Consider the following 19,388-nt stretch of genomic DNA (forward strand, 5'->3'; position numbering starts at 1 on the left):
GGATCCTCACAGCAGCTCGGGCAGGTCCTCGGCGAAGAGCAGGGTCAGGTCGTCCGTGCTCGGCTCCGCGAGCTGGGCGACCCGGCTCGCGTGCCGCTCCACCATCGCCTCGAAGGTCTGCCGCGCGGTACGGCCGTTGCCGAACGCCGGGCCCTTCGGGAGATCCGTGAAGTACGTCCGGAGGGCCTGAGCCGCGCCCGGCGCCAGCCGGTACTCGTGCTCCTCGGCCTGCTGCTCCACGATCCGCAGCAGGTCCTCGGGGCCGTAGTCGCTGAAGGTGATGGTCCGTGAGAAACGGGAGGCGACACCCGGGTTGACCGACAGGAAGCGCTCCATCTCGGCCGTGTAGCCCGCGACGATCACCACGACCGCGTCCCGGTGGTCCTCCATCAGCTTCACCAGCGTGTCGATGGCCTCCTTGCCGAAGTCGCGGCCCGCGTCCTCCGGGGACAGCGCGTACGCCTCGTCGATGAACAGCACGCCGCCGCGCGCCTTCTCGAACGCCTCCTGCGTGCGGATCGCCGTCGAGCCGATGTGCTCGCCGACCAGGTCGACCCGGGACACCTCGACCAGGTGGCCCTTCTCCAGCACGCCGAGGGAGGCGAGGATCTCGCCGTACAGGCGCGCGACCGTCGTCTTGCCGGTGCCCGGGGAGCCGGTGAAGACCAGGTGCCGCTTGACCGACGCCGCCTTCAGGCCCGCCTGCTGGCGGCGCCGGCCGACCTCGATCATGTCCGTGAGGGCGCGCACCTCGCGCTTGACGCTCTCCAGGCCCACCAGCGCGTCCAGCTCACCGAGGACGTCCTTGGAACTGCGGGCCGACTGCTCGGGCTCCGCGGCCGGGGCCGGGGGCTGCGGTTCGGTGCGCTGCTCCGGTACCGCGCCCAGCAGGCCGCCGGGGGAGTGGCTCACCGTCTGCACCGCCGTCTCCCGAGCCGCGGGCGCCCGCAGCCCCGCGCTCTCGTCGCTCGTGCAGTCCTCGACGAGCGGGCCCGCCCCGGAGGCCGCATCCGCGCCGCTGTCCGCGAACTCGTAGCCCCCGCGCGCGCACCGCTCCGTACGGCACTTCTTGAGCGTCGTACGGCTGCCGTCGATCACATGGAAGCCGTAGCCGCCGCTGCCCGTGACCCGGCAGTTCAGGAAGCTGCCGCGGCCGCCGGCCGAGACGTAGACGCCCGCCTCCGCCGGGGAGTCGACCGTACAGCGCTCCACGGTGGGGTCGGCGCCCTTGGTGACGATCACGCCGGTCTGGGTGCCGTCCAGCGTGCAGTTGCTGAGGGTGCCGCCGCTGCCGTGGTCGCGGAACCAGGCGCCCGTCGCCGCGTCCCGGATCCGGCAGTCGTCGAGCTGCGCGGTCGCGCCGTCGCTCACCGACACGGCCGTGTTGCGCACCTGCGACAGGTCGCTGTCGACGACGTCCGCGCGCGAGCCGCGGTCCAGGACGAACAGCGCGTCCGGCACGTCGTGCACCCGGCAGGAGTCCAGTACGGCGGTGGCGCCGTCGCTCACCCACACCGCCGGGTAGTCGCCCGTGCTGTCGAAGATCTCGCACTGGTTGGCGTCCACGCGTGTGCCCGGATCCCACACCGACAGGCCGTTGCGTCCGAACTGCCGCACCGTCGTGCGCGTCAGCGTGAGGACGGACCGGGAACGCAGGTCGACCGCGTTCTCCGGGATGTCGTGGATGCGGCAGTCGGCGAGCGTCAGCACCGCGTCCGTGTCGAGCGTGACCCCGTCGGCGGTCGTGCGGTGCACATCGCAGTCGGTGAGGTGGGCGGTGGCCCGGCCGGTGATCTGCACACCGCTGCCCCGCACCTCGTAGATCTCGCAGCCCACCGCCTCCAGCGCCGAGTTCTCCCCGGTCGCCGACAGGCCCGACCCCGACGTGTGGTGCACCCGGCAGCGCTCCAGGCGCGGGTGGGCGCCGCCGCGCACCGCCACGCCCGCCTGGCCGGCCGCGACGACCTCGCAGTCCTCGAACACCCCGCCCGCGCCGTCCAGTACGGCGATGCCGATGCCCGCCGGATTGTCGACCGCGCAGCGCCGGACCGTGGGCCGGGCGCTGCCGCGGACCTCGATCCCGGCCGCCGAGCGCGTCACCACCCGCACGTCCCGCAGCTCCGGGGTACCCTCCTCCACCAGCACGGCCGGGGCGGCCGCGTCCTGGCCCTCCACGTACAGGTCCTGGACCACCGCCGAGGCGCGCACGGTCAGCGGAACCCCGTCCACGGGCGCGATCCGCACCGAGCCGGGGGAGCCGTCGGGGCCGCGCAGGGTCACCGCGCGCTGCACCACGAGGTTCTCCCGGTAGGTGCCGGGGGCGACGGTGAGGACGTCTCCGTCGGCCGCGGCCTCCAGGGCGGCGGCGAGCGATGCGTACTCGCCCGTGCGGCGCCGCCACCGCGACGTGCCGGTGTGCGTCACCTGGACCGTGCCCTGTGCCATGGTGTAGCTGTGCCCCCACCTCGGTCGTACTGATGGCTCGTTCGCCCTCGGGACGCTGCGGCCGGTGTCGGGGCCGCTGCCGTGCCCGGCCCTCGGGCCTGCGCGCGCACGCGGCATCGACACCCGGCGCGTCCCTCCGGCTCGCGCGCGCGGGTTGTGCCGAACGGTTCGGCCGGACCACCGTAGCGTGCGCGCGGGTGGTGGGTTGACCAGAGCCGGAAGGCTGTCAGCTGCCGGTGCCCGTCCTGCCCCAGTCCGGGCCCGCCTTGTCCCATGCCTGGTCCCAACGGGCGTACCGGCGGCGGACCATGCGCCAGACGATCAGCCGCCGGCCGCCCTCCATGAGGCCGCCGGCCGCCAGGGCCGCGCCGAGACCGGCGAGGACCGCGTGCGTCGACGCCGTCGCGGAGTCGAGGGGGCGGACCACCATGCGGCCGTGCCCGTCGGTCCATATCCGGAACTCGTCGCCCTGCCGGGGGTCCTTGAGGCTCGCCAGGACCGGGCCCTGGTGCTCCGTGCCGTCCGGTGCCGTCCAGTCGGCGAGGACGCGGTTGCGCAGATCCCGGCCGGTGGAGGTCTCCGGGTCGGCGTCCAGCGGGGAGCGGTCGAGTTTGCGGACCACGGTGGCCGTCACCGGATGCCGCGCCTCGTGCTGCTCCCGGACGGAGCGCTGCAAGGCGTCCTGGGCGGTGCCCCCGACGAGGAATCCGGCCACCGGGGCGACCAGGAGGATCAGCAGCAGGGCCGCAAGCGCGACCCATGCCTCGGCCAGATCGGTCGCGCGGCACAGCGGGTTGCGCCGCCAGCGCCAGAGTCCGCTGATCGCTCGCACCGCCTGCACCCCCTTCCGGCTCCGTGATAACCCCCGGCGGAGCCGTCCACGCGCGGACCCGGTGAAGAGAGAGCGAAATCACCTCTCTCCGGGCCTTCTCATGGCCTTCTCATGGACTTCTCACACAGGGCCAACGCCCGGCCCCGTGGCGCGGTTCCCGCCCCTGCGGGAGACCTGCTGCCCGCGCTGGTCGAGGATCGTGACCGGGTCCCCGACCCGGATCGTGCCCCGGGAGAGGGGCACCAGGTTCTGCCCGAAGACCAGCTTGCCGTCGAGCCGTCGGTGCCGTCCCAGGCTGTACAGGGGCTCGCGGCCGCGCTCGCCGGTGCCCTGGTCGGTGGTGGTCACCACGCACCGGCCGCAGGTCTTCGCGACGCGGAAGGTCACCTCCCCGATGGCGAGGCGCGACCAGTCGTCCTCGGCCCAGGCGCTCGTGCCCGACACGACCACGTTCGGCCGGAAGCGGTTCATGGGCAGCGGGCCCTCGTCCGCGTGGTCGCCCTGTGCGATCAGGGTGTTGAGGGCGTCGAGCGAGGCCGTCGTGGTGAGCAGCAGCGGATAGCCGTCGGCGAAGGAGACGGTCTCGCCGGGCCGCGCGTACTCGGGGTCGACGGGCCGGCACGCGGCCGGATCGTCCATGAAGGCGAGACGCGCACCGATGCCGAGGTAGGCGCTGCACCAGGCGTGCGCGGCCTCGTCCTCGGCCGGGATCGCCTCGACCTTGTCGCGGAAGATCTGCACGGGCACGGCCCCGATCGACCGGGGAACGGGCACCGTCAGCGGCCGCATGCCGGGGGCGGACAGCCGGACACCGCCGCCGGGCAGCAGTTCGGCGGCGGCCTGCGCGAGGCGCGGCTGCTGGCGTTGCGTGACGACCTTTCCCCCGTCGTCGATCAGCACCCAGCGACGGTCCCCGGCCAGCCCCCAGGGCTCCACGACGGCCTCCCGGGGCGCGAGGCCCCGGACCGCCTTGACCGGATGGATGTGAATCGAGTGCACGTGTGCGTTCCCCATGGGGCCATCGTGCCAGCCGGCACCGACAGCCCCCGGGTGCGGCTCAGTAACCGCGGTACTGCTGGTTGTTGTACGGGTCCTGGTAGGGAGCCGGAGCGGGACGGGGAGCCGCGGGGCGCATCGCCTCGTAGCCCGCGGGCGCCGCCGGGCGCGGCTGCTGCGGCTGGGGGCCGGGATAGCCGCGCGGTGCGGTGGCCTGCTGCGGGATGTACGCCGCGGGCGCCTGCTGGAGCGGGGCGGGCTGCGGCGCCTGCGGATAGCCGTAGGCAGGCTGGGACGGGGCGGCCGGCAGAGCGGGCAGCGCCGACGGGAGGGCGGGCAGGTTGCCGCCCGGCACGTCGTACTGGGCGGGGACCCGGATCGGGGCGATCTGCGGGGTGCCCCGCTCGGCGACGAGCTTGTCGTAGATCGGGGTGTCCGGGAAGGAGGCGGAGTAGTAGCCGCCGCCATAGGTGGAGCGGGGGGAGGTCATGGCACATAAGTTAAGCCCACGATGTGCTGGTTGGGGAGACCGATAAGAGGGTTGTTTTCCGTGTCCTCAGTGACCGGGGATCCCCAATGCGAGCGAACTCGGCAAAATGGGGCGCCGAACGGGGTGCTGATCGTGTAAAGGCCGAGTTCCGGGCGGGTTACCGGAGGTTGGCCGCCGGTCTTCCGGTCGGCCGCGCATGGGAGTTCGCCGCGCGGAGGAATAGGTTGTGCGAACGGAAGTCGACGGACGGCCGGGATGTGCCTGGCGCGGTGACACGCAAATGGGGGCGGACATGCAAATGTTGAAAGGTTCAAATACTCCTGTGCCCGCCGCGGCGCTGCGCGTGGAATTGGGCTGGCGCACCGGACCGGGCGTACCCGACGCCGACGCCTCCGCTTTGCTGCTGATAAGCGGAAAGGTGCGTTCCGACGCGGACTTCGTCTTCTACAACCAGCCCGCGCACTCCTCCGGCGCGATCCGCCACGAGGGCAAGCGGAACGCCGACGGCCGGGTGACCGACACGCTCCTCGTCGACCTCGCGCGCGTGGAGCCCGCGATCGAGACGGTCGTCCTCGCCGCCTCCGCCGACAGCGGCACGTTCGGGCAGGTCCCGGACCTGTACATCGAGGTCCAGGATGCCCAGGGCACCCCGGTGGCCCGCTTCGACAACCCGGGCGCCACCACCGAAACCGCTTTCGTCCTCGGCGAGTTCTACCGCCGCCAGGGCGCCTGGAAGTTCCGCGCCGTCGGCCAGGGCTACAGCAGCGGACTCGAAGGCCTGGCCACGGACTACGGCATCACGGTGGACGAGCCGCAGCAGGCGGCCCCCGCCGCGGCTCCCACGCCCCCGCCGTTGACACAGCCGGCCGCCCCGCCGCCCCCTGCCACGCCCTCGGCGACACCGCCCGCACCCGTCCGCCTCACCAAGGTCACGCTCACCAAGGCGTCCCCCTCCGTCTCGCTCACCAAGCAGGGCGGCACCTCCGGCGCCCTGCACGTGAACCTCAACTGGGAAGTGCGCAAGCAGTTCTCGGGGTGGAGCAGCAAGTTCGGCCGCCCGGCCGCGCTGCACTCCGACCTCGACCTCGACCTGTGCGCGCTGTACGAACTCACCGACGGCAGCAAGGGCGTCGTACAGGCCCTCGGCCACGCCTTCGGCGCGCTGCACCAGCCCCCGTACATCCACCTCGACGGCGACGACCGCACCGGCGCCGTGGCGGCCGGTGAGAACCTCACCGTCAATCTCGACCACAAGAACGCCTTCCGGCGCATCCTCGTCTTCGTCACCATCTACGAAGGCGCCCGCTCCTTCGCCGACCTGCACGCCACCGTCACGCTCCAGCCGCAGCACGGCGCCCCGATCGACTTCTCCCTCGACGAGTGCACGATCCCCTCGCCCGTGTGCGCGCTCGCCCTGATCACCAACACCGGCGGCGACCTGGTCGTCCAGCGGGAGGCGCGCTACCTGGTGCCCGAGCGCGGGGTGAGCCCGCAACGGACCGTCGACCACGCCTACGGATGGGGCATGAACTGGACCCCCGGCAGGAAGTGACTCCGCCCGGCGGCCGTCAGCCCTCGTCGGGCACGGCGTCCGGGCGCGCATAGGTGCGGCCCTTCCAGGCCGCACCGCGCCCCCGGTAGTGCTGCACCGCCGAATCGACCGTCATGAGGAGGTAGAGGAAGGCGGTGAACGGCAGCAGCGGGGCGAGCCACAGTGGCTGCCGGTAGTAGCGCAGCATCGGGACGTACGTCCCCGTCATCACGAGCCAGGCGAGGCCGCCGGCGACCGATGCCGCCGCGCTGCCCGCGGCCAGGCCGGCCACGACCGCCACCGGCGGCACCAGGTACACCAGCGCCAGCCCGGCGACCGTCCCCGCCAGCAGCGGGAGGTTGTGCCGCAGCTGGGCGTAGGCACTGCGCGACACCATCCGCCACAGATCGCCCAGCCGCGGATACGGTCGGACGCTGTCCACCCGGTCGGCGAGCCCCAGCCAGACGCGGCCGCCGCCGCGCTTGACGGCCCGCGCGAGCGCCACGTCGTCGATGACGGCCTGCCGGATCGCGTCCGGGATCCGCGCCCGCTCGGCGGTCTCCGCCCGCAGCAGGACGCAGCCACCGGCGGCGGCCGCCGTCCGCGTCCCCGCCCGGCCGATCCGGCGGAAGGGGTACAGCTGCGCGAAGAAGTACACGAAGGCGGGCACGACGAACCGTTCCCACGTGCTCTCCACCCGCAGCCGGGCCATCTGGGAGACCACGTCGAACCCTCCGGAACGGGCCGCCGCCACCAACTCCCGCAGACTGTCCGGCGCGTGCGCGATGTCGGCGTCGGTCAGCAGCAGGTACTCGGGGTCACGCGCGCGTGCCAGGCCGATGCCGTGGCGCACCGCCCACAGCTTGCCCGTCCAGCCCGCGGGCGGCTCGCCCGGCGAGTCCACGGTCAGCGGCAGCCCGCCGTGCCGGCGTGCCAGTTCCCGCGCGAGATCACCGGTGCCGTCCGAACTGCCGTCGTCGACGAGAAAGACCTCCGCCCGCCCCGGATAGTCCTGGAGGAGCAGCGACGGCAGCGCGGCGGGCAGCACCGCCGCCTCGTCGCGGGCCGGGACGACGACGCACACGGACGGCCACGCGTCCGGATCCCGGCGCCGGGGCAGTCGCACATCGGTGCGCCAGAAGAAGCCCTGACAGAGCAGCAGCCACAGCCAGGCGAGAAGTGATCCAGCGGCAGTCCACACAACGGCGCTCACGCGCGCAGTCTGCCCCACGGGGCCGGCCCGGGACGGCTCATCGTCTATCGTGATCGGGTGAAGATCGCGCTCATGGACTCCGGAATCGGTCTGCTGGCGGCCACCGCCGCGGTGCGGCGGCTGCGCCCCGACGCCGATCTCGTGCTCTCCCTGGACCCCGAGGGCATGCCGTGGGGTCCTAGGACCCCGGAGGAACTGACCGAGCGCGCCCTGGCCGTCGCCGAGGCGGCCGCCGCGCGCCGCCCCGACGCCCTGATCGTCGGCTGCAACACCGCGACCGTGCACGCGCTCACCGCCCTGCGCGCCCGCCTGGAACCGGAGCTCCCGGTCATCGGCACCGTCCCGGCGATCAAGCCGGCCGCGGCCGGTGGCGGGCCCCTCGCCATCTGGGCCACCCCGGCCACCACCGGCAGCACGTACCAGCGCACCCTGATCCGGGACTTCGCCGGCGGCGTGCCCGTCACGGAAGTGCCGTGCTGGGGCCTCGCCGAGGCCGTGGAGCGCGCGGACGAGGCGGCGATCGACGCCGCCGTGACCGCGGCCGCCGCACTCACCCCGGAGGAGGTGACCACCGTCGTCCTCGGCTGCACGCACTACGAACTGGTCGCCGAGCGCATCCGCACCGCCGTCCAGCGCCCCGGCCGCCCGCCCCTCGTACTGCACGGCTCCGCGGGCGCCGTGGCCGCCCAGGCCCTGCGCCGGCTCGGCAAGCAGCCCGCTCCGGGCGCCACGCCGCACGGAACCCTGACCGTGCTGCTGAGCGGACGCGAGGGCCTGCTGCCCGCGCCGGCCCTGGCGTACGAGGAAGGGCGGCTGCTGCACGCGGTCACCCCGGCCGGCTGACCGGCTCCGGTCACCGACGGCCGCCGGCGAGCCGGAAGAGCCCGACGCCCGGCCGGCGCAGTCACGCTCCGCCACAGATACCAGCGGAGCGAAACCTGAGTACCCTCATGTGTATGAGGGACCACCGCCACGGCGAGAACGCCTCTGCCGCGCATCCCGACGTCTGGACCGGCCGTGCGACCAACCGCGTCCAGTGGCTGCTGGCGCTCGGCGGCGCGGCCTGCATGGCGCTCGGTATCGAGCTGGCCGTCGACTCGGCGTGGACGTCCGGCTCGGCGCCGCTCGTCATGGCCGTGGTCGGGTGCATCGCCGCTGGGCTGCTGGTCCTCTTCGGAACCCTCGCCTTCGTGCACGTCGCCCTGCGGGTCGACGAGGACCACCTCGAGGTGCGCTGCGGCCACATCGGCCTGCCCCGCCGCCGTATCCCGCTCTCCCAGGTGGCGGGCGCCACGTACACCTCGCATGTCACCCCCCGCCACTGGGGCGGCTGGGGCTACCGGTGGCGGCCGGAGAAGGGCACCGCGGTGGTCGTACGCCAGGGGGAGGGCGTCGTGCTGGAGCTGTGGGACGGGCACACCTTCACGATCACGGTGGACGACGCGGAGGCGGCCGTACGGGTCATCAAGGCGCGGTTGCGGCCCAGGAAGCCGGGCGCTGCGGCGCACTGAGGTGCCGGGACCTCTGACGAGACCTCTGATCTGACAGGCCCTGAGCCGCGACTCGGTCATCACGCAGGAGTGCGTCCCGCGTCGCGTGGGTGTGTGTCCGGCGCGCGGCTCGACGGTTCCTCGGTGAGCGGGCGTGCCGTGGCCATGCCCGCCAGCAGGCCCGCACCCACCGACACCGCGGTGAAGCTCAGCGCGTTGCCGATCGCGGCGATGGCGGCGAGCACCGTCAGGGCCGCGCCCGCCGTGAGGGCCACCGGCGTCGGCCGCGGGCCGCGCCACAGCGCGTACAGCACCCAGCCGAAGGCCGCCGCCAGCAGGGCCACGCCGACGACGCCCTGTTCGGCCGCCTGCTGAAGCGGCGCCGAGTGGGGCTTGCCGTCGGACAGCAGCGACTGGGCGGACGTCGCGCTCAGCTCCCCGAACCGGCCCGGGCCGACCCCCACGACGGTGTCCTCCCGCAGCAGGTCCCACGCGTCCTGCCACAGCTCGACTCGGTGCGGCGTGAGGCGCTCCTCGAGGGCGGTGCCGAGCCCGCCCGGTACGGCCCGGGCGGCGATCGCCCAGGTCAGCCCGGTCACCAGGACGGCGACCGTGGCCAGCACGGCGAGGCCGGCGCCGCGGCGCCGGGTGTGGCCGGCGGCCAGCGAGCAGAGCAGCACCGCCGCACAGGTGACGCAACCGGTGGTCGAGCCGAGCGCGGCAGCCAGCACCGCGGTCCCGGCGGCCACGAGGCGCAGCGCGAACCGCATGACCGGAACCGGAGTGGCCCAGGCCGCACAGCACGCGGCACCGGCCGACAGCGTCAGCACGGCCGCCGTGGCCCCGGCATGCCCCAGGGGTGCCGTGATCTGCGGACCCGGAGCGAGATGCGGAACGGCCACGGTCAGCCCGATACCGGCCAGCGCGCCGGCGCAGGGCGCGGCCACCGGCAGCAGCGCCCCGCTGATCCGCCCGGCGGCGTACCCGGCGGCCACGGCCAGCACCGCGAGCAGTACGCCTTCGGGCCGGCCGTCGCGCACGGCCCCCGTGATCAGGGACCAGCCGGCGCACGCCCCCAGCACCACGACGCCCGCCGCGTCCGGAACGATCCGTCTCTCGCTGTCCGCGTCCGGCCGGGACGCAGACGTCATTCCACTGGAACCCACCCCGCCCCGCCCCCCGCACCCCGTCGCCCCCGAGCCGTGAAGACCCCGGCCGCACAGACGGCCACCGGCCGCGCGACTGAGGCTTCGGCACACCGTAACGGCTGGTGGGCGGTTTGGGGATGTGTCGTGACGAAATGAGCAGGAACGTTGCTGCGGTGCCGGGGGGCGAAGGGCGCCGCTGTCCCGCGCGGCGCGACCGGAGCCGTGCGGCCGTCGCGTGGACCGCGCTGTCGGCGTCAAGGCCGCCCGACTTACACTCCGGGAGTGACCGTCACCGCAACCTCCGTCGACGAGTCGGACCAGCTGAAGCCGCGGATCGCGCCCGGGACACGGGCGGCGTGGGCCCGGCGGCTCGTGCGCCTCCTCCCTGCCGCCGCTGCCGCGCTCTCCGGCCTGGTCCTCTACGTCAGCTTCCCGCCCCGCACCCTGTGGTGGCTGGCCCTGCCCGCCTTCGCCGTGTTCGGCTGGGTGCTGCGCGGCCGGAGCTGGAAGGCGGGGCTCGGCCTCGGCTACCTCTTCGGCCTGGGTTTTCTGCTGCCGCTGCTGGTGTGGACCGGGGTGGAGGTCGGGCCGGGCCCCTGGCTCGCCCTGGCAGCGATCGAGGCGGTCTTCATCGCGCTGGTCGGCGCGGGTGTCGCGGTCGTGTCGAAGCTGCCCGGGTGGCCGGTGTGGGCGGCCGCCGTGTGGATCGCCGGAGAGGCGGCACGCGCGCGTGTGCCGTTCCACGGGTTCCCCTGGGGGAAGATCGCGTTCGGGCAGGCGGACGGCGTGTTCCTGCCGCTCGCCGCGGCCGGCGGCACTCCGGTGCTCGGCTTCGCGGTGGTCCTGTGCGGCTTCGGGCTGTACGAGGTCGTCCGCCTGGCCGTGTCGTGGCGGCGCACCGGGACGGTGCGGCGCGCCGCGGCGGCAGTGGGCCTGCTCAGCGTGGCCGTCCCGGTCGTGGGCGCCGTGGCGGCCCGGCCGCTGGTCAGCGACAAGGCCGAGGACGGCAGCGTCACCGTCGCGGTGATCCAGGGCAACGTGCCCCGCGCGGGCCTGGAGTTCAACGCCCAGCGGCGGGCCGTACTCGACTACCACGCGCGCGAGACCGAGCGCCTGGCCGCCGAGATCAAGGCCGGCAAGGTCGCACGGCCCGACTTCGTGCTCTGGCCGGAGAACTCCTCCGACATCGACCCCTTCGCCAACCTCGACGCCCGTGCCGTGATCGACACGGCGGCCAAGGCCGTCGGCGTACCCATCTCGGTCGGCGGCGTCGTCGAGCGGGACGGCAAGCTGTACAACGAGCAGATCCTGTGGGACCCGGCGAAGGGCCCCGTCGACACCTACGACAAGCGCCAGATCCAGCCGTTCGGCGAGTACCTCCCGCTGCGCTCGCTCATCGGCGCGATCAACGCGAACTGGACGGCGATGGTCCGCCAGGACTTCAGCCGGGGCACCGAGCCGGGCGTGTTCACCATGGACGGCGCCAAGGTCGGCCTCGTCACCTGCTACGAGGCCGCCTTCGACTGGACCGTGCGCTCCGAAGTCACCGACGGCGCCCAGATGATCTCCGTGCCGAGCAACAACGCGACCTTCGACCGCAGCGAGATGACCTACCAGCAGCTCGCCATGTCCCGGGTCCGCGCGGTCGAGCACAGCAGGACCGTCGCGGTGCCGGTGACCAGCGGTGTCAGCGCCTTCATCATGCCGGACGGGAAGATCACGCAGCGGACCGGCATGTTCGTGGCCGACTCTCTGGTGCAGAAGGTGCCGCTGCGCTCCTCGCTGACCCCGGCCACGCGGCTCGGCGTGCTGCCGGAGATCGCCCTCGTGCTGGTCGCGGCCGGCGGACTGGGCTGGGCGGTCGGCGCCGGTCTGCGCGGGCGACGCGCCGGTGACGTGTAGCCGTACGCCGGTCGCACGCCGCCTGAAACCGGCCAGGGTGCCCTGACAGGCCCCTTAGGGTCGTCGCCATGGCTACTCCTGACTTCATCCGCACGCTCCGCGCGTCCGCCGGGCATCAGCTGCTGTGGCTCCCCGGAGTCACCGCCCTGGTCTTCGACGACAAGGGCAGAGTCCTGCTGAACCGCCGGTCCGACACCCGCAAGTGGTCGGTGCTCGGCGGCATCCCGGACCCGGGGGAGCAGCCCGCGGCCTGCGCCGTGCGGGAGGTATACGAGGAGACGGCCGTGCGCTGCGTCGCCGAGCGGGTCGTCCTCGTCCAGGCGCTGGACCCCGTCACGTACGACAACGGCGACACCTGCCAGTTCCTGGACATCACCATCCGCTGCCGGGCCACCGGTGGCGAGGCGCGGGTCAACGACGACGAGTCGCTGGACGTGGGCTGGTTCGACGTCGACGCCCTGCCCGAGCTGAACGAGCACTGCCTGTTCCGGATCAAGCAGGCTATGTCGGACGCCCCCACATGGTTCGACACCACTGCCTCCGGCTGAACTATGGGGCCTGACCATATGGGGCGGGGCAGGGGTGCTGCCTAGGGTCGAGGCATGACCGCGCCCCGTGTCCTTCCGGCTCCCGACGCCTCCCCGCTCGACCTCGGCGGCCGCACCGCGCTCGTCACCGGCGCCGCCGGCGGCATCGGCCGCGCCTGCGCCCTGCGGCTCGCGGCCGCCGGGGCCAAGGTGAGAGCCGTCGACCGGGACGCCGAGGGCCTGGAGACGCTCGCCGGACAGGGCCGTGACCTCGCGGGCACCGTGGAACCGCACGTCCTCGACCTCACCGACCTGGACGCCGCCGAGCTCGCCGCCGCGGGCACCGACGTCCTCGTCAACAACGCCGGACTCCAGCTCGTCCGGCCCATTGAGGAGTTCCCGCCCGACGTCTTCCACACGGTGCTCACCGTGATGCTGGAGGCACCGTTCCGGCTCATCCGCGGCGCCCTGCCCCACATGTACGGGCAGGGGTGGGGCCGCATCGTGAACGTGTCGTCCGTCCACGGGCTGCGCGCCTCCGCCTACAAGTCGGCCTATGTGGCCGCCAAACACGGCCTGGAGGGACTGTCCAAAACCGCTGCCCTGGAAGGCGCGCCCCACGGTGTCACCTCCAACTGTGTGAACCCCGCCTATGTGCGCACCCCACTGGTCGAGAAGCAGCTCGCCGACCAGGCCCAGGCGCACGGCATCCCCGAGGAGCGCGTCCTGTCCGAGGTGCTGCTCCAGGACAGCGCGGTCAAGCGGCTCATCGAGCCGGAGGAGGTCGCCGAGGCCGTGGCGTATCTGTGCGGTCCGCATGCGTCCTTCGTGACCGGCAGCTCGCTCGTGCTCGACGGCGGCTGGACCGCCCACTGACTGCCGGGATCCGTCGGCCGGGGAGTTATCCACAGGGCTGACGGGACGGCCGGGTCATGGTGAATCCTGTGGGCATGTCCAGCGATCACGTTCAGTCAGCCGAGCGCTTCGCCGGCGCCGCCGAAGCGCCGCCGGCGAGTGCCGAGACGCCGTTTCTCGAGCTACTGGCCCGGGGCGCGTCCGCCGACGCCTACGAGCAGCCGGTGCTGCTCGCGCGCGCCGAAGGACGGCCGGCGGAGTGGATCGCGGCGCTCCAGCGGGCCAGGCCGCTCGCCCTGCGCGTGCGCGCGGAGCTGGAGGGTCGGCGTCGCCGCGAGGCCGAGCTGTCCGCCCTCTTCGAAACCGCCCACGACCTGGCCGGACTGCGCGACCTGGACGCCGTGCTCCAGGCGATCGTGCAGCGCGCCCGGTCGCTGCTCGGCACGGACGTCGCGTACCTCAGCCTGAACGACCCGGCGCGCGGCGACACCTACATGCGGGTCACCGAGGGCTCGGTCGCGGCCCGCTTCCAGCAGCTCCGGCTCGGCATGGGCGAGGGACTCGGCGGCCTGGTCGCGCAGACCGCACGCCCCTATGTCACCGACGACTACTTCAAGGACGACCGCTTCCAGCACACCCTCACCATCGACGCCGGCGTGCGGGACGAGGGGCTCGTCGCCATCCTCGGCGTGCCGCTGATGCTCGGGCACCACGTGATCGGCGTGCTGTTCGCCGCGGATCGCCGTGCCCGGGTCTTCGAGCGGGAGCAGATCGCCCTGCTCGGTTCCTTCGCCGCCCTGGCCGCGGCCGCCATCGACACCGCCAACCTGCTCGCCGAGACCCGCTCCGCCCTGGCCGACCTGGAGCGGGCCAACGAGATCATCCGGGATCGCAGCGGCGTCATCGAGCGCGCCTCCGACGTCCACGACCGGCTCGCCGAGCTGGTCCTGCGTGGCGGCGGGGTGCACGACGTGGCCGCCGCGGTCTCCGAAGTCCTCGACGGCACGGTCGAGTTCGCCGAGGCCGCCGCGGCACCGGCCGAGGCCCTGGAGGCCTCCCGCGCGGACGGGCACGCGGTACGGGACGAGGACGACTGGATCGCCGCCGTCGCCGCCGGCGGCGAACTGCTCGGCGCCCTCGTACTGCGCGGACACCCGGGGCTCGACCCCGTGGACCAGCGCACCCTGGAGCGGGCCGCCATGGTCACGTCCCTGCTGCTCCTGGCCCGCCGGTCCGCCGCCGAGGCCGAACAGCGCGTGCGCGGCGAGCTGCTGGACGATCTGCTGGACGCCCGCGACCGCGACCCGCGCCTGCTGAGAGAGCGCGCGACCCGTCTCCACGCCGATCTCGACGCCGTCCACGTGGTGCTGGCCGCGCGACTGGAGGGCGGCGCGGCCGACGCCGGGCAGGAGGCGGACGCCCGCAGACGCCTGGCGTCCGCGGCGTCCCACCTGGCCGCGACCCGGCACGGCCTCGCCGCCGCACGCGACGGCGGCGCCGTCCTGCTGCTGCCCCTCGGCCCGGGTGACACCGCCGGCGAACTGGCCCGCGGTACCGCCCGGCAGCTGGGCACGGCGGTCCACGCGCCGGTCACCGTCGGCGCCTCCGCACCCGCCGGGGATCTCGCCACCCGCCCCGAAGCGGTGGCCACGGCCTACGCGGAGGCCCGGCGCTGCCTCGATGCCTTGGGCCTCCTCGGCCGCCGCGGGGACGGGGCCGCCGCCGGGGACTTCGGCTTTCTGGGACTGCTCCTGGCCGGCGACCGGGACATTCCCGGCTTCGTCGACCGCACCATCGGCGAGGTCGTCGCCTACGACCGACGACGCGGCACGGAACTGCTGCGCACCCTCGACGCGTACTTCGCCTGCGGCATGAGCCCCGCCCGCACCAAGGACGAACTGCACGTCCATGTGAACACCGTCGCCCAGCGCCTGGAGCGCGTCGGCCGCCTCCTCGGCGACGACTGGCAGAGCCCGGCGCGCGCCCTGGAGATCCAACTCGCCCTGCGCCTGCACCGCTTGTCGGAACCGGCGCGGCACTGACCCCCGCACGCGGGGACGTACGGGGGCCGGGTCCCGCCAGATCGGCGGACGGCTCAGAGGGTCCGGGCGTTCGCCGCCGGGGCCGCGGCCCGGTCCGCCTCGGCGGCGGGGGCGACGTCGGCGAGGTCCCGGTGGCGGGTCTCCTGGGCCGCCGCCACGGCGACGACCGTGAGCAGCGAGGCGGCGATGACGTACAGAGCGATCGGTGTGGAGCTGCCGTAGTCGGACAGCAGCGCGGTGGCGATCAGCGGCGCGGGCGCGCCCGCCGCGACCGAGGCGAACTGGGCGCCGATGGACGCGCCGGAGTACCGCATCCGCGTCGCGAACATCTCCGAGAAGAACGCCGCCTGGGGCGCGTACATCGCCCCGTGCAGCACCAGCCCCACCGTGACGGCGAGGATCAGGCTGCCGAAGCCGCCGGTGTCGATCAGCGAGAAGAACGGGAACATCCACAGCCCGACACCGACCGCGCCCATCAGATACACGGGACGGCGGCCGATCCGGTCGGACAGCGCGCCCCAGGCCGGGATGACCGCGAAGTGCACGGCCGAGGCGATCAGCACGGCGTTCAGCGCGACCTGCTTGGAGACGCCGGCCGAGGTGGTGGCGTAGACGAGGATGAAGGCGGTGATGACGTAGTAGCTGATGTTCTCCGCCATACGGGCGCCCATCGCGACCAGGACGTCACGCCAGTGGTGCCGCAGCACGGCGACGAGCGGCAGCTTCTCCGCGTCCGCCTCCGCGTCCGTGGTCCGGTCCGCCTTGCGGGCCTCGGCCTGCGCCAACGCCTGCTGGAACACCGGTGATTCATCGACAGACAGACGAATCCACAAACCGACGATCACCAGCACCCCCGACAGCAGGAACGGGATCCGCCAGCCCCAGCTGCCGAACGCGGCGTCCGAGAGGAGAGCCGTCAGCAGCGACAGCACACCGGTGGCGAGGAGTTGCCCCGCCGGCGCGCCGGTCTGCGGCCACGAGGCCCAGAACCCGCGCCGCCGCGCGTCCCCGTGCTCCGACACCAGCAGAACGGCACCGCCCCACTCGCCGCCGAGTGCGAACCCCTGAACCAGCCGGAGCACGGTGAGCAGGACCGGCGCGGCCGTCCCGATGGTGGCGTGCGTGGGCAGCAGCCCGATGGCGAAGGTCGCCCCGCCCATCAGCAGCAGACTCAGCACCAGCAGCTTCTTGCGCCCGAGCCGGTCGCCGTAGTGCCCGAACACCAGCGCGCCCAGCGGCCGCGCGGCGAACCCGACCGCGTACGTCAGGAACGACAGCAGCGTGCCGACGAGCGGGTCGGAGTCCGGGAAGAACAGCTTGTTGAACACGAGCGCGGCGGCGGAGCCGTAGAGGAAGAAGTCGTACCACTCAATGGTGGTGCCGATGAGGCTGGCGGCGACGATGCGCTTGAGGTTGCCCGGGGGTGGGGGAGCGGTGGTTGCTGAGGCCATGTGCGCCACTTCCTCGTGTGCGGTGGGGACGGGTGGGTGTCGGCACACCGTAGGAAGACGCAGGTCAGGCGCACATGTGGCGGGGCAACATAGTTCGAGGGTTGGCTATGCCTGTGGCCACCATGCCGGCTCGCGGAAGGGCGGTTCAGGGGCTCGGAAGTGGGTGGAACATGTGCCGTCCGGGACGCGTAGTTCGGGGTGATTTGACGGTGCGGTGCTGACTCCCGTGCTGGTTTGGTGCTGACTGAAAGCCCACGTCATCACCCGTTCTCACCTGTCCCGTGCTGACTTGGTGCTGACTACGCTCTGCGGAACTCGGACATCTGGGGTTCATCGGCTCAGAGTCGTTGCGTGGTAGGTGACGGGGCTGAGAGACCGAGCCTGGCCCTGCCGTTCAGTCGCCGCGGGCACGGGCAAGGCGCTGCACCAGTGTGCGGTGCGCGTTTCTCCCAGCAGGTTCTGGGTCTGCTGGTGGTACATCATGAGCAGCGTCGTGACCAGGGAGAACGTAGGTTGGGCTCACTGTGAGCTGGATGTTGGCCCGTGTGTGGTCCGGATCTTCGTCTTGATCGATTTGGTGGGCGCAACTCGGAGATGGGTCCCCCACCTCAGGGAATCAGGGACGAGCGAGGACGGCTCGCGGGACGTTGCCCCGAACGGCAGCGGCAGAGCGCCCGGGCGTGGGACGGGCCTTGTCCGCCGCCCGCGAAGAGCACGAACTCGCGCGGATCGTGGCCCTTCTCGATGGTGACGCTGCGCAGCAGGTCGGCCATCTTGCTGTCCAGGACCTGGCGGATGCCCCAGGCGGCTTCGAGGACGCCCACGGGGAGGGTCGCGACCATGTCGCCGCTGATCAGTTCGTTGATCCGGCAGGCCCGATGCCCTGGATTCGGGCCAGTCGTCATGTCAATCCCGACATGGGTCGGGTCCGGTGAATCCGGTATTGCGGAAGTACGGTGGCCAGGCCCACTTGCGAGAGCCGTCCCTGGGGAACCAGACCCGTACTTTGAGATCTGGATGGCCTGAATCCACACGATGGATACGGCGTTTGCGGCGGGCTTCAACACGTCCGGCTGCGGGAGAGGTGCCGTGCCGCTCGCGAGGCGTCGATGTCAGGGATGGTCGCGATCGGGGAGACCCGTCAAACGCAGGCCGGGGAGGGGCTGATGCGGCGTCAGCGGCGGTGCCACGGCAGGGTCGACGGGTAGGTGTCCTCCTTGTCGGCCTGCTTGAGGGCTGCGGTGATCGCCGCGCTGATGGTCGCGAGCTGCTCCGCCTGTTCGGGGCTGAGCGCGTCGAAGATCACGCGGCGAACGGCGGCCACATGGCCGGGGGCTGCCTTGGTCATCAACTCCATGCCCTGGTCGGTGAGTTCGACGAGCTGTCCACGTCCGTCGGCCGGGTCGGCCCGGCGCTGTACGAAACCGGATTCCTCCAGGCGGACCACCGCGCGCGTGAGTCGGCTGCGCGTGAACTTGAGCTGTTCGGCGAGCGAGGACATCCCCAGGGTGCGGTCGGGCGCCCCGGACAGACGAGCCAACAGGCTGTAGTCCGCGTGCGTCATGCCCGCGTCGCGGCGCAGCTGCTGATCGAGGTAGTCGCTCAGCAGGGTCGAGCAGTCCATGAAGTCGATCCAGGCTCGCATCTCCTCGGGAGTGAGCCACCGGGTGGAAGTCATGGAGACCAGCCTAGAGCGATGTGTTTGCCTAATCAAACAAATCAGGTAGCGTGGGTGATGCTTGAAGAATCAAACATCTGTCGCCAGGGCGGCGCCTGCCGTCTTGAGCCTTCTTGCAGGAGGTCCCCATGCCCGGTTCAGTCTCCGATGCCGTCTCGTCCGCCGCCCCGCCCACCCAGCGCTCTCGCGCCCTGACCGTGGCCGCCGGGCTTCTCGCGGCGGCTGTTGTCGCCTCCCTGGGGAACGCGGTGGTCGCTCTGTTGGCCCGTGCGGCCGGCGCGTCGCACGACTTCGAACCGCTGACCCCGCCCGCCTACGTGCCGCTGACCGTGATCGGCGTCCTCCTCGGCGCCATCGGCTGGGCAATCGTCCGACGCGTGGCCAAGAACCCGGCGGGACTGCTGCGATGGCTGGCGCCTGTCGTCGTGGTCGTTTCGTTCGTGCCCGACCTGGCTCTGCTCGGGGGTGAGACCCCCGGCAAGGGTGCGCTGGCCGTCGGCGCGCTGATGGCGATGCATGTCGTGGTCAGTGGCGTGGCCGTTCTTGCCTACCGGCGCGTCCTGCCGGTGCCGGTCCGCTGACGCCTCAGAGCTCACTGGTCGGCGCGAGCGGTGTCCCGAGGCCCGGCTCGACCGGGTTTCCGGGACACCGCTGCCTGCGCGTAACTGGAACAGCCGTCCGTGCCATCAGTGATCTTTCCTTGGGCCATCCACCGAGTGGATGGCCCGGATACGGGATTCGGATCGCTCAGAGGATGGTGGCCGGGGCCTCGGGCAGCCCATAGTCAT

At 72.7% G+C, this 19,388-nt stretch carries 17 protein-coding genes; 8 read left to right on the top strand and 9 right to left on the bottom strand.

Annotated elements, in window-relative coordinates; all coding sequences use genetic code 11:
- Window positions 1-6: 6 nt before the first annotated feature.
- The 4 genes from IE255_RS17895 to IE255_RS17910 all read right to left on the bottom strand — a co-directional run bounded on the left by IE255_RS17895 (window position 7) and on the right by IE255_RS17910 (window position 4,763).
- Window positions 7-2,445, bottom strand: coding sequence for a right-handed parallel beta-helix repeat-containing protein (locus IE255_RS17895; RefSeq protein WP_190051264.1), 2,439 nt, complete (start codon window positions 2,443-2,445; stop codon window positions 7-9).
- A gap of 226 nt (window positions 2,446-2,671) precedes the next feature.
- Window positions 2,672-3,277, bottom strand: a complete 606-nt coding sequence (locus IE255_RS17900; protein WP_190051265.1) for an Rv1733c family protein — start codon at window positions 3,275-3,277, stop codon at window positions 2,672-2,674.
- Between the two features lie 120 nt (window positions 3,278-3,397).
- Window positions 3,398-4,291, bottom strand: coding sequence for an MOSC domain-containing protein (locus tag IE255_RS17905; RefSeq protein WP_190051266.1), 894 nt, complete (start codon window positions 4,289-4,291; stop codon window positions 3,398-3,400).
- Window positions 4,292-4,334: 43 nt separating this feature from the next.
- Window positions 4,335-4,763, bottom strand: a complete 429-nt coding sequence (locus IE255_RS17910) for a DUF6643 family protein (RefSeq protein ID WP_190051267.1) — start codon at window positions 4,761-4,763, stop codon at window positions 4,335-4,337.
- A gap of 298 nt (window positions 4,764-5,061) precedes the next feature.
- Between IE255_RS17910 and IE255_RS17915 the strand changes: the two genes are divergently transcribed.
- Entirely contained in the window at window positions 5,062-6,315 is a 1,254-nt protein-coding gene (locus IE255_RS17915) for a TerD family protein (protein WP_190051384.1), read from the top strand.
- Between the two features lie 16 nt (window positions 6,316-6,331).
- On the opposite strand, the gene IE255_RS17920 is transcribed toward IE255_RS17915, so the two are convergent.
- Entirely contained in the window at window positions 6,332-7,525 is a 1,194-nt protein-coding gene (locus IE255_RS17920) for a glycosyltransferase (RefSeq protein WP_190051268.1), read from the bottom strand.
- A 39-nt stretch (window positions 7,526-7,564) separates the two neighbouring features.
- On the opposite strand from IE255_RS17920, the gene IE255_RS17925 reads away from it, so the two are divergent.
- The gene (locus IE255_RS17925; RefSeq protein WP_190051269.1) at window positions 7,565-8,350 is read left to right on the top strand and encodes a glutamate racemase; all 786 of its coding nucleotides are present in this window, start codon (window positions 7,565-7,567) and stop codon (window positions 8,348-8,350) included.
- Between the two features lie 113 nt (window positions 8,351-8,463).
- The gene (locus tag IE255_RS17930; RefSeq protein WP_190051270.1) at window positions 8,464-9,018 is read left to right on the top strand and encodes a hypothetical protein; all 555 of its coding nucleotides are present in this window, start codon (window positions 8,464-8,466) and stop codon (window positions 9,016-9,018) included.
- 59 nt (window positions 9,019-9,077) lie between these two features.
- Here IE255_RS17930 and IE255_RS17935 read toward each other — a convergent pair whose 3' ends face one another.
- On the bottom strand, window positions 9,078-10,148 hold the full coding sequence (locus IE255_RS17935) for an O-antigen ligase family protein (RefSeq protein WP_190051271.1): 1,071 nt from the start codon (window positions 10,146-10,148) through the stop codon (window positions 9,078-9,080).
- 279 nt (window positions 10,149-10,427) lie between these two features.
- On the opposite strand from IE255_RS17935, the gene lnt reads away from it, so the two are divergent.
- The 4 genes from lnt (at window position 10,428) to IE255_RS17955 (ending at window position 15,471) form a co-directional block, all read left to right on the top strand.
- Complete coding sequence (gene lnt / locus IE255_RS17940; protein ID WP_190051272.1) at window positions 10,428-12,047, top strand: apolipoprotein N-acyltransferase; 1,620 nt, start codon at window positions 10,428-10,430, stop codon at window positions 12,045-12,047.
- Between the two features lie 68 nt (window positions 12,048-12,115).
- A complete protein-coding gene (locus tag IE255_RS17945; protein WP_190051273.1) occupies window positions 12,116-12,595 on the top strand; it encodes an NUDIX hydrolase in 480 nt (159 codons plus the stop codon).
- 54 nt (window positions 12,596-12,649) lie between these two features.
- Window positions 12,650-13,450 (top strand): 3-hydroxybutyrate dehydrogenase, encoded by an 801-nt coding sequence (locus tag IE255_RS17950; protein ID WP_190051274.1) that lies wholly within the window; start codon window positions 12,650-12,652, stop codon window positions 13,448-13,450.
- Between the two features lie 74 nt (window positions 13,451-13,524).
- Complete coding sequence (locus IE255_RS17955) at window positions 13,525-15,471, top strand: helix-turn-helix domain-containing protein (RefSeq protein ID WP_190051275.1); 1,947 nt, start codon at window positions 13,525-13,527, stop codon at window positions 15,469-15,471.
- A 53-nt stretch (window positions 15,472-15,524) separates the two neighbouring features.
- Here the strand turns inward: IE255_RS17955 and IE255_RS17960 are convergent, their stop codons facing one another.
- The 3 genes from IE255_RS17960 to IE255_RS17970 all read right to left on the bottom strand — a co-directional run bounded on the left by IE255_RS17960 (window position 15,525) and on the right by IE255_RS17970 (window position 18,600).
- On the bottom strand, window positions 15,525-16,922 hold the full coding sequence (locus IE255_RS17960) for an MFS transporter (RefSeq protein ID WP_190051276.1): 1,398 nt from the start codon (window positions 16,920-16,922) through the stop codon (window positions 15,525-15,527).
- 608 nt (window positions 16,923-17,530) lie between these two features.
- Window positions 17,531-17,827 carry a hydantoinase/oxoprolinase family protein gene (locus tag IE255_RS39230; protein ID WP_229906456.1) on the bottom strand — a complete coding sequence of 99 codons (297 nt, stop codon included), beginning with the start codon at window positions 17,825-17,827 and terminating at the stop codon, window positions 17,531-17,533.
- Between the two features lie 269 nt (window positions 17,828-18,096).
- The gene (locus IE255_RS17970) at window positions 18,097-18,600 is read right to left on the bottom strand and encodes a MarR family winged helix-turn-helix transcriptional regulator (RefSeq protein WP_190051277.1); all 504 of its coding nucleotides are present in this window, start codon (window positions 18,598-18,600) and stop codon (window positions 18,097-18,099) included.
- Window positions 18,601-18,728: 128 nt separating this feature from the next.
- On the opposite strand from IE255_RS17970, the gene IE255_RS17975 reads away from it, so the two are divergent.
- Window positions 18,729-19,181 carry a DUF6069 family protein gene (locus IE255_RS17975; RefSeq protein ID WP_190051278.1) on the top strand — a complete coding sequence of 151 codons (453 nt, stop codon included), beginning with the start codon at window positions 18,729-18,731 and terminating at the stop codon, window positions 19,179-19,181.
- Window positions 19,182-19,388 lie beyond the last annotated feature (207 nt).

It is taken from the genome of Streptomyces lomondensis, from assembly GCF_014651035.1.
GTDB lineage: Bacteria > Actinomycetota > Actinomycetes > Streptomycetales > Streptomycetaceae > Streptomyces > Streptomyces lomondensis.